The organism is Scytonema sp. UIC 10036 (genome assembly GCF_009725235.1).
This window is the reverse complement of sequence record NZ_WJFC01000097.1, coordinates 36,385-46,234: the sequence shown is the minus strand read 5'-3', so window position 1 is coordinate 46,234 and position 9,850 is coordinate 36,385. Positions and strand designations below refer to the sequence as shown.

9 protein-coding genes are annotated in these 9,850 nt (G+C 42.1%); 6 read left to right on the top strand and 3 right to left on the bottom strand.

The annotated features are described in order from the left end of the window. Positions 1–126: 126 nt before the first annotated feature. From rpmI to F7734_RS34805, 4 genes are all read left to right on the top strand, one after another. On the top strand, positions 127–324 hold the full coding sequence (gene rpmI / locus F7734_RS34820; RefSeq protein WP_155749080.1) for a 50S ribosomal protein L35: 198 nt from the start codon (positions 127–129) through the stop codon (positions 322–324). A 21-nt stretch (positions 325–345) separates the two neighbouring features. Continuing rightward, positions 346–702, top strand: a complete 357-nt coding sequence (gene rplT / locus F7734_RS34815) for a 50S ribosomal protein L20 (protein ID WP_155749079.1) — start codon at positions 346–348, stop codon at positions 700–702. A 12-nt stretch (positions 703–714) separates the two neighbouring features. After that, entirely contained in the window at positions 715–1,572 is an 858-nt protein-coding gene (locus tag F7734_RS34810; protein WP_155749078.1) for a transporter substrate-binding domain-containing protein, read from the top strand. Positions 1,573–1,665: 93 nt separating this feature from the next. Further along, positions 1,666–2,190: a tetratricopeptide repeat protein gene (locus F7734_RS34805; RefSeq protein ID WP_155749077.1), complete on the top strand. Its 525-nt coding sequence runs from the start codon at positions 1,666–1,668 to the stop codon at positions 2,188–2,190. A 67-nt stretch (positions 2,191–2,257) separates the two neighbouring features. Here the strand turns inward: F7734_RS34805 and F7734_RS34800 are convergent, their stop codons facing one another. Then, positions 2,258–3,559 carry a TldD/PmbA family protein gene (locus F7734_RS34800; protein WP_155749076.1) on the bottom strand — a complete coding sequence of 434 codons (1,302 nt, stop codon included), beginning with the start codon at positions 3,557–3,559 and terminating at the stop codon, positions 2,258–2,260. A gap of 426 nt (positions 3,560–3,985) precedes the next feature. Between F7734_RS34800 and F7734_RS34795 the strand changes: the two genes are divergently transcribed. Together F7734_RS34795 and F7734_RS34785 are read left to right on the top strand one after the other, a co-directional pair. Beyond that, positions 3,986–4,183 (top strand): hypothetical protein, encoded by a 198-nt coding sequence (locus tag F7734_RS34795; RefSeq protein ID WP_155749075.1) that lies wholly within the window; start codon positions 3,986–3,988, stop codon positions 4,181–4,183. 1,533 nt (positions 4,184–5,716) lie between these two features. Beyond that, positions 5,717–5,932, top strand: a complete 216-nt coding sequence (locus F7734_RS34785; RefSeq protein WP_155749073.1) for a hypothetical protein — start codon at positions 5,717–5,719, stop codon at positions 5,930–5,932. Here F7734_RS34785 and F7734_RS34780 read toward each other — a convergent pair. Further along, positions 5,916–7,427, bottom strand: coding sequence for a cellulase family glycosylhydrolase (locus F7734_RS34780; protein ID WP_155749072.1), 1,512 nt, complete (start codon positions 7,425–7,427; stop codon positions 5,916–5,918). The genes F7734_RS34785 and F7734_RS34780 overlap by 17 nt on opposite strands. 104 nt (positions 7,428–7,531) lie before the next feature. Next, on the bottom strand, positions 7,532–9,850 hold the full coding sequence (locus F7734_RS34775; protein WP_155749071.1) for a response regulator: 2,319 nt from the start codon (positions 9,848–9,850) through the stop codon (positions 7,532–7,534).

Sequence of the window (9,850 nt, the reverse complement as noted above, 5' to 3'; positions counted from 1 at the left end):
CAAAATACAAAATCCAAAATCCAAAATCCAAAATCCAAAATCCAAAATCCAAAATCCAAAATCCAAAATCCAAAATTCCCCATTCATAGTTTATAATTGGGGATTGTGTCGAATTAACGCCAATATATGCCCAAACTAAAAACTCGCAAAGCAGCGGCGAAAAGATTTCGCGCCACTGGTAGTGGCAAAATCGTGCGCCGTAAAGCTTTCAAAAATCACCTCTTAGAGCACAAAAGTTCTAATAAAAAGCGGAAACTGTCCAAAATGGTAGTTGTCCACGAGCGCGATGAAGAAAATGTACGCGGAATGCTTCCTTATTTGTAATTAATTGGTGGAATAGAAAATATGACAAGGGTAAAACGCGGTAACGTTGCTCGCAAACGCCGCAAAAAAATTCTCAAACTAGCTAAAGGTTTTCGCGGTTCTCAGTCAACTCTGTTTAGAACTGCCAATCAACGAGTGATGAAGGCGCTTCGGAATTCCTATCGCGATCGCAAAAAGCGCAAACGCGATTTCCGTCGTCTGTGGATTACTCGCATTAATGCAGCTGCTCGCCTACACGGTATGAGCTATAGCAAGTTAATGGGCAATCTCAAAAAAGCAGATGTCCAACTCAACCGCAAGATGTTGGCGCAATTGGCAGTCCTCGATCCAGCTAGCTTCAGCAAAGTGGCTGAATTGGCAACACAAGTAAAAGGATAAAGGTAACAGGTGATGGGTAACGGATGTAACAGATGGAAAACTATCGATCGGTTATATCCTCTGTTATCTGCTGCCATTTTTGTGCTTCTAGCTTTCTGCTTTGTTTTTGCAGATGCACGATTGTCCGCATCTGCTGCCCAAATGCCAGAGATTCAACGAAGAGGCTACATCAAGATTGCTGTCAAAGATAACTTGCGTCCGTTAGCATTTAGAGATGCAAGGGGTCAATTGCAAGGTTTAGAAATTGATTTAGCAAAAGCATTGACAGTAGACTTACTGGGTAAAGAAGATTCGGTTCGCCTCCAACCCGTGACAAATCAAGATCGGTTGTCAGCCGTCTTGGAAGATAAGGTTGACATCGCCATTGCTAGAGTCACAGCAACGTCTTCACGTGCTCGTTTAGTGAGTTTTAGCGTTCCTTACTACTTTGATGGCGCTGCACTGGTGACAAAAGATAATACGGTGCAGCAGTTAAGCCATCTGACAAAACGGAAAATAGCTGTACTCGATCGCTCAAGCACAATTGCCTCAGTACGATATTATTTGCCAAGTGCTGAGTTAGTCGGAGTCGATTCTTATCAAGCAGCAATTGCTCTCTTGGAAAAAGATGCAGTTGCTGCTTTTGCCGCAGATGGAAGTGTTCTAAGTGGTTTGGTTCAACAGTATCGTCAGTATCGAATATTACCAAATAAACTGTCCACAGAACCATTGTCTGTGGTGATGCCCAAAGGTTTGCAGTATGATGAACTGCGAAGACGGGTGAATGTAGCGATCGCTCGCTATATCGATTCTGGTTGGCTTCAAGAACGTATCAAATACTGGGGTTTGCCGACGAAAAATGGGAACTGGGGACTGGCGACAGGGGAATAGGAGTCAAGCCTGGTGATTCAACCAGCGCTATTGAAGCTACAATTGTTATCTGAGCCATGAGTTCTATTTGAGAAAAGTTCTGCATTTTTGGCAATGGATAACAATTTAGCAACTATTTATCTCTCAGTTTTAGTCAGTCTGCTTGCATTTACAGTTGTCATCATCTTTCGCCAAATCATTAAAACTCGCAAGCGAGAGGGTTCTCTGTCACGCTTGCGAAAGAAGCTAGCCAAAGAAAAAGGTACGACTCAAGAATATTACGAATTAGCTAGTATTTATTCTGAAAAAAAGGTTTTCTCGCAGGCGATCGCTCTCTTTCAAAAAGCACTCAAAGCAGCTGAAGAAGAAGGAGAAGAAAATGTTGCATATATTTACAATGGGTTGGGTTATGCCTACTTTGCCCAAGAACAGTATGACTTAGCGATTCGTCAGTACAAAGAAGCGTTGAGAACCAAACCTGACTACGTAACAGCGTTTAACAATTTAGGTCATTCATACGAACGGAAAAAATTAAACACCCAAGCACTAGAAGCTTACGAAAATGCACTAAAAATTAATCCCAACAATGCTACAGCAAAACGGCGTGCTGAATCTTTGCGCCGCTTGGTAACTGCGTGAGTAGGGAGTAGGGGGTAGGGAGTAGGGGGTAGTGACAAATGACAAATGACAAATGACAAATGACCACTTACAAAGTATACGTAAAATCTTCAACCAACATACCCGGAACCATATTGCCTCCTAGTTGGCGAGCCTCGTAAGTCCCAACTTCAGCAATGAATTCTTGAAAATTAGTCATATCTATGAGATTTTCTCCCCAAAAACGGTAGAGACTGTCATCAAATCGCAAATTTTCAATAGGTGCAACAATTTCGCCTTTTTCCACCCAAAAACAAGCATATCTGGTCATTCCTGTGATTCTTCCTGTAGGGCGATCGCTCCAATTTAAGTAATGCAAATTCGAGACATATAATCCTGTATCCAAACTAGGAATAATCTCTTCAAATTTTAAATTTCCTGGTGTGACTTCTGGTGCTCGTAAAGCTTCATAGGCATTAGCACCATTGGCAACTTTTCCATACTCCTTAGCGGTACGAGAATTGACCAAAGTATTAACTAAAATTCCTTTCTCAATAATCTGTACTTCCAGCGCGGACATTTCTCCCCATTCATTGAAACGCGGTACTAGACCCCGTTGAAAATTTTCTTTTAAATTAAATGCAGGAGATAACTGCTTTTCATTACGCCAAAGAAAAGCTAAAGCGCTTCCTCCCTGCTGTAAATCAGCTTCACTAATACCTCCCCAAGAAAGCATATGCAATAAGTCGGAGACTGCTGCCGGTGCAAAGTATGTCTTATATTGTCCTCTAAGCAATTCTTTCACCGGACGATAAAGTAACTCTAACTGTGTTTTTGCATCGCTAATTTTTGCAGCATAAGCTTCGGGATTCCAATCACTACCAGCAAAAGTGCCTTTAACAGCTTGTCCGCGATTCGTGAATATAGAATAGTCTAATGTGAAAGTATCAGTACTAAACCAGTGTTTTTGACCATTAGAATCCGCATAAGCCCTAATGACCGATCCCCCAGCATATATCCCGGCAAAATCAAATTCTGCCACTGGTTCTAGTACCGTTGATACGACTAATTCATCAGCTAATAAATTCCCAACATGAACCTCTCGACTGGTATTAGTACCTGATGGCAATACTAAATAGGGGTCTACGGGTAATTGGGGAAGTTCTTCACGTAATTCGCGCAAAGCTGTGTACGCCACTTGCCAATCTACTTCCCAATTTCCAGTAAAGGGAAACTGACGAAAACTACTGCGCCCATCTTGCATCAAAGTCAGTTCTATCCAACCATCAGCAACGCACCCTGTTTGCCGTACTTTGGCATGATTGAAACGCGTAAATTGGCTGCTTTCGCTATTAAGTTTTATCGTGAATTGTTCGCTTTCTGCCTTTTTTATCAGGAGAGTGTCTATCAATTGGTTAAAGCTAACTTCTAAGCAGATAATTTTTCGTGTTTCATGAATTGGGAGTTATGCTAGGGATAGGGAGTAGGAGTAGGAGTAGGAGTAGGGAGGTGGAGAGTGGGAAGTGGGGATGGAAGAATATAAGAACTACATTCTACTTGTCCCCTTTTTCCCCTGTCCCCCCTGTCCCCTTGTGCGCGTGTGTGTGCCTTGTCCCTTTGATTCTCAAGAGCCTCCACCAAAACTTCAACGTTGGCAATAACAAACGGGAAACCTGACCTACCCAAATAGCTTGGTCGTGGTCTCCCTTACCCACAAAAAGGAGTACCGTACATCTGCCAATGGAGTATTACCTATTTTAACCAAACTTGCCAAAATTCTGGAGTTGTGGCTCGGTAGTTGGGTTGCGAGAGTTTTTGTCAGTTGGTTTCATCAGCTTTGCGTACTCGCAACCAAATGGATTTATATCGGCGATCGTCTATGACCAAGAGCGATTTGATTCCATGTAAACCTTTCTTACTGAGGCACGTGTCTCAAAAGAAAGCTTCCCCTGGAATCAAATCGCTCTTGGTCATAGACGATCGGCGATATAAAGCCATTTGGTTGCGAGTACGCAAAGCTGATGAAACCAACTGACAAAAACTCTCGCAACCCAACTACCGAGCCACAACTCCAGAATTTTGGCAAGTTTGGTTAAAATAGGTAATACTCCATTGGCAGATGTACGGTACTCCTTTTTGTGGGTAAGGGAGACCAAACCAAGCTATTTGGGTAGGTCAGGTCGACCCGTTTGTTATTGCCAACGTTGAAGTTTTGGTGGAGGCTCTTGAGAATCAAAGGGACAAGGGAAAAAAAGGGGAACAAGGGGACAGGGGGGACAGGGGAAAAGGGGGACAAGTAGAATGTAGTTCTTATATTCTTCCATCCCCACTTCCCACTCTCCACCTCCCTACTCCTACTCCTACTCCTACTAACCTATCCCTCCCTAACTCCCAACTCATGAAACACGAAAAATTATCTGCTTAGAAGTTAGCTTTACCAATGATAGACACTCTCCTGATAAAAGAGAAAGCGACAATTCACGTAAAACTTAAAGCGAAAGCAGCCCACACCCCGCGTTTTATTATGCCAAAGTACGGCAAACAGGTGCGTTGCTGATGGCTGGATAAACTGACTTTGATGCAGATTGGGCGAGTAGTTTTCGTCAGTTTCCCTTTACTGGAAATTGCGGAAGTAGATTGGCAAGTGGCGTACACAGCTTTTGCGCGGAATACGTGAAGAACTTCCCAATTACCCGTAGACCCCTAAGTATTGCCATCAGGTACTAATACCCAGCGAGAGTTCATTATGGAATTATTAGCTGAGGAATTAGTCGTATCAACGGTACTAGAACCAGTGCAGATTTGATTTTGCCGAGAATATGCTGGGATCGGGCATTAGGGCTTATGCGGATCAATGGTCCAAAGAACTGGTTTAGTACTGATACTTTACATTAGACTATTCTATATTCACGAATCGCGGACAAGCTGTAAAGGCATTTTGCGGGTAGTGATTGGAATCCCGAAGCTTATGCTGCAAAAATTACGATGCAAAAACACACGTTAGAGTTACTTATCGTCCGTGAAGAATTGCTTAGAGACAATATAAGACATACTTTGCACCGGAGCAGTCTCCGACTTTATTGCTATGCGTTCTTGGGAGGTATTAGTGAAGCTGATTTACAGCAGGGAGAAGCGCTCTAGCTTTTCTTTGGGTAATGAAAGCAGTTATCTCCTGCATTTAAAAAAAAATTTTCAACGGGGTCTAGTGCGTAATATGGGGAGAAATGTCCGCGCTGGAAGTACAGATTATGAGAAGGAATTTTAGTTAATACTTTGGTCAATTCTCGTGGGAAGAGTATGGAAAGTTGCCAATTGGTGCTAATGCCTATGAAGCTTACGAGCACCAGAAGTCACACAGGAAATTTAAAAATTTGAAGAGTTATCCTAGTTTGGATAACAGGATTAATGTCTCGAATTTGCATTCTTAAATTGGAGCGATCGCCCTAGGAAGAATCACAGGAATGACCAGATATGCTTGTTTTGGGTGGAAAAGGCGAAATTGTGCCCTATTGAAAAATTTGGCGATTGATGACAGTCTCTACGTTTTTGGGGAGAAAATCTCATAGATATGACTAATTTTCAGATTCATGCTGAGTTGGACTTACGAGGCTCGCCACTAGAGGCATATGGTTCCGGTATGTTGGTTGAAGATTTTACGTATCTTGTAAGTGTCATTTGTCATTTGTCATTTTCATTTGTCACTACCCCCTACTCCCTACCCCTACTCCTACCCTACTCCTACCCCTACTCCTACTCCTACTCAACTTTCACATCTGTAGGCTGATATTTAACCCTAGTTTATTTGCACAAAAACCAACTTCACGGACTTGATTGGGTTCAATGACACGTCCCCAATCCAAAGGAATCACAAGATAACGTGCTGTTCCTTTGGGTTGGAAATTAGCGTTCCATGAATTATTAATGGCAGCTTGCTGCATTTGAAAGGTCAGTTGCCAATTATTTACCTTAGTACTGCTCTGATTTTGAATTTTAAAACTCACACAAAATCCGGTTTGCCAATTGGTGTAAATGTCAGAAGTAACCGTAAGTTGACGAGAAGTTAATTGAGTAAAATTAACAGGAAGGAGTTGCGATAGCATTTGCTGTTTGGGAATATCAACATTTTGCCAATCATCTAGTAAAATACCACCTGTATCAGCACTGTTGGGATTCCAACTCCAGTAAGCAAAACTTAAGTTTTTTTCTTTAATGTATTTCACAAATTCATTTTGCCAAATTCCTTCTTTAGAACTTGTATCTACTTGCCTTCCACCAAATTCTCCAACAAAAATTGGGGCGCGATTTTGGCTGGAAATATAGTGAAATCCTATTTGCCATCGATCGATAAGATTTTTGGGAAAACTAGGTTCGGAAAACCAAGGCTGATCTGCAACTCCAAGACCGTACTCGTGTGGAGAATAGACTAGCTTTCTGCGATTTGATAAACGAACTGGATATCGCAGTACTCCTTCTAAATTTCCGCCTTGCCAATGCTTGGCTAGTTTTTGATTGGGAACATTTTTTTCTACTCCTCCAACTACAATAAGCCAGTTAGGGTTAACTTCAAGTATGGCATTGCCAGCCCTTTCTGCTGCCAGTCGCCAGTCTGTAGCTACATCATCTGTACCCCAGCTTGCTTTTCCATGAGGTTCATTTTTTAAGTCTGCCCCGATAACATTTGCTTGATTTTTATATCTATCGGCAAGCATTTTCCAAGTATCAATCCAGTCTTGTTCTGTAAAGCCATCTCCATACCACAATTCAGAGATGCGTTGATTGTTGAGGCGGTGACAGTCAAGAAGAATGAGCAATCCTTGTTGTTCGGCTTCTTGAATAATTACATCCATGACTTCTAAAGGATTTTTGCCTTCAAGTGCTTTGTTGCTACCAATAGTAAAGTCAATACCACTTATATTTGTCGAACGCAGGGCTTGTAAAGAATAGGGTAATCGAATTAAGTTATAGCCCAAGCTTTTAATCTGTGTCAGTATATCTTTATAATCACGCTTCCACAAACCGTGTGGTACGTTGGTTTCTGTCTCAATACCAAACCAGTTAACACCTCTAAGTATTACTGGCTTACCAGTAGTATCTAAGATTTTTGCACCACGGGTTGAAAGTGGCAATTGTATTGATGGTACATTGGCGATCGCATTTTCTTGGCTGTGAATGGGTGCGATCACCAGAAGGCAAAAAAAAATGACTAAAGCTAATGATAAACTCTTGAATTGATTGTAAAATATTAGTTTCTGTTTTTTACGTTTATAGATGTAGCGCATAATTTTCTGAGAAAGAAAAATACATGAAATTTAAGCAATCGGCTGTCGCACTTTTAATTGGCATATTAGCAGATCGCACTCGATAAAAATTGTCAAAAATTTGATTAACTTAAGAGCAAATTTGCCACTGCTATTGCCAGTTCATCTGGCTCGACTGGCTTAGAAACGTGCGTTTGAAAACCCGACGATATCGCTTGTTCCCTGTCTTCATCTCTTGCATAAGCTGTCAGGGCAATAGCTGGAATTTGTCCTCCCTGTTCTGCTGTGAGTTGTCGTACCTTATGAATCAGGCTATATCCGTCCTCAAATGGCATTCCAATATCGCTAATTAGTATGTCTGGTTTCAACTCTAATAATGCTTTCAAAGCCTCACCTGCTGAAGCTACGGCGATAGTTTGCACCCCAAACTCTTCTAAAGCGGCAACAAGAAACTCGCGTGAATCCGTTTCATCATCGACAATTAGGGTGCGTACCCCCTTAAGCACGGGTAAAAGTTTAGCATTTTCTTCCCTGTTCCCTACAGCAAATACTCCAACGCTGTCTGGAACAAGCGGTAGTTTCACTTTAAAGGTCGCTCCCTTCTCCAACCCTTCGCTAAAAGCATGAACTATACCACCATGCAGTTCTACCAATTGACGTACAATGGCTAAACCTAGTCCCAACCCGGAGTATTTTCTGGTGGTGGAACTATCTGCTTGCCGGAAGCGATCGAAAACATAAGGAACAAACTCTGGGCTAATGCCTTGACCTGTATCTGTTACAGTAATTTCTGCGTGGGAATCTACCCTTTCTAAGCGTACTATTACATATCCACCTTGGAGTGTAAATTTAATAGCATTTGATAATAAATTCCAAACTACTTGCTGCAAACGGTCTGGATCTCCTGCAACTAAACCAGCTTGGGAGTCAAACACAGTTTCGATTTGAATTTGCTTGGCGTCAGCTGTCGGACGGACTGTTTCTATTGCTGCTTCTATCACAGGAATGAGTTGAATAGGTCTGAGGTTTAACTGAAGCTTACCTCGAATAATGCGAGAGACATCCAGCAAATCCTCAACCAACTGTACTTGTGCCTTAGCATTGCGCTCAATGGTCTCCATTGCTCGTGCTGTCGTCACTTCATCAAACTTCCTGGTATTTAGTAACCGAATCCAACCGAGTATGGAATTTAAAGGCGATCGCAATTCGTGAGAAAGTGTTGTCAAAAACTCATCCTTAAGACGGTTTGCCGCCTCAGCTGTGGTGCGTGCTTCCTGTTCGCGAGCAAGCAGTTGGTTGCGTTCATCTTCAGCTTGTTTGCGATCGGTAAAATCACGCATAATTTTACAGAAGCCTTGTACCTGACCCGTCTCATTTCGTAAGGGGGTAACAATGCCACTTCCCCAAAACCGGGATTTGTCTTTACGGATATGCCAGCGTTCATTCTCAGCCCGACCTTCTGCCAATGCCTTACTAAATTCTTTCTTGTCCTCACCTTGTTCCAAGTCTTCGGGTGTGAAAATACAGGAACCAGGTTGACCCAGAATCTCTGCTTCCTGATAGCCCAAAAGTCTTTCTGCCCCCGCACTCCAACTAGTAATAATACCTTGGTTATCAAGGAAGAAAATTGCGTAGTCCTTCACATTCTCCAACAACAAACGGAAACGCTCTTCACTTGCTTGCAACGCTGCTTCTACTTGTTTTCGGTTTGTTATATCAGTTAAAATATATACAGCACCAGCAAAGGAATAATTCTCCTTAAATACTGGATCTACAGTAACAGAAAACCAGTTATTATTAGATTTAACTTCTATACTTTCGCGACATCGATTTTCCTTAGTTTTTCTAAAGGGTGTTGCCTCAAGAGAACTCAGCAGCGTTTGCGTCACTTGTTGATGCAAGTTACCAATAATTTCTGACAATGGTTTTCCTAACAGTGATACCATTGCAGTGTTACAGCGCAAAAACCGACCTTCTTCATCTAATAAACCAATCCCATCACTGATAGAGTCAAAGGTGGTTTGCCACTCCTTTGCCAGAGACAAAGCAGATTCTTCAGCCCGTCGAATACGGAGCAAAGATTTAACTGTTGCAATTAACTCCATTGGTTCGACTGGCTGGACTAAGTATCCATCGGCACCACTTTCTAGTCCCTGTGCTTTATCCCGACTTTCAACAAAACTGGCAGATAAATGAAGCACGGGAATAGAAGCCGTTTTTGAGTTAGATTTAATTCGCTGGCAAACCTCAAATCCATTTATATCGGGTAACTGTACATCTAAGATAATGAGATCTGGTGGTTGTGAAGCTACCAACTCTAGCCCTGCTTCACCAGACATTGCTTCCATAACCCTACAACCCGCAGTTCGCAACATCCGCCCAATAACATAGAGGTTAGCTTCATTATCGTCTATATGCAAGATAGTGATTGGCGACTCAGACAT

What these genes read in the sequence shown, in the direction of transcription:
- rpmI (WP_155749080.1), top strand. Translation starts at nt 127, where the DNA reads ATGCCCAAACTAAAAACTCGCAAAGCAGCGGCGAAAAGATTTCGCGCC.
- rplT (WP_155749079.1), top strand. Translation starts at nt 346, where the DNA reads ATGACAAGGGTAAAACGCGGTAACGTTGCTCGCAAACGCCGCAAAAAA.
- F7734_RS34810 (WP_155749078.1), top strand. Translation starts at nt 715, where the DNA reads ATGGGTAACGGATGTAACAGATGGAAAACTATCGATCGGTTATATCCT.
- F7734_RS34805 (WP_155749077.1), top strand. Translation starts at nt 1,666, where the DNA reads ATGGATAACAATTTAGCAACTATTTATCTCTCAGTTTTAGTCAGTCTG.
- F7734_RS34785 (WP_155749073.1), top strand. Translation starts at nt 5,717, where the DNA reads ATGACTAATTTTCAGATTCATGCTGAGTTGGACTTACGAGGCTCGCCA.
- F7734_RS34780 (WP_155749072.1), bottom strand. Translation starts at nt 7,427, where the DNA reads ATGCGCTACATCTATAAACGTAAAAAACAGAAACTAATATTTTACAAT.
- F7734_RS34775 (WP_155749071.1), bottom strand. Translation starts at nt 9,850, where the DNA reads ATGTCTGAGTCGCCAATCACTATCTTGCATATAGACGATAATGAAGCT.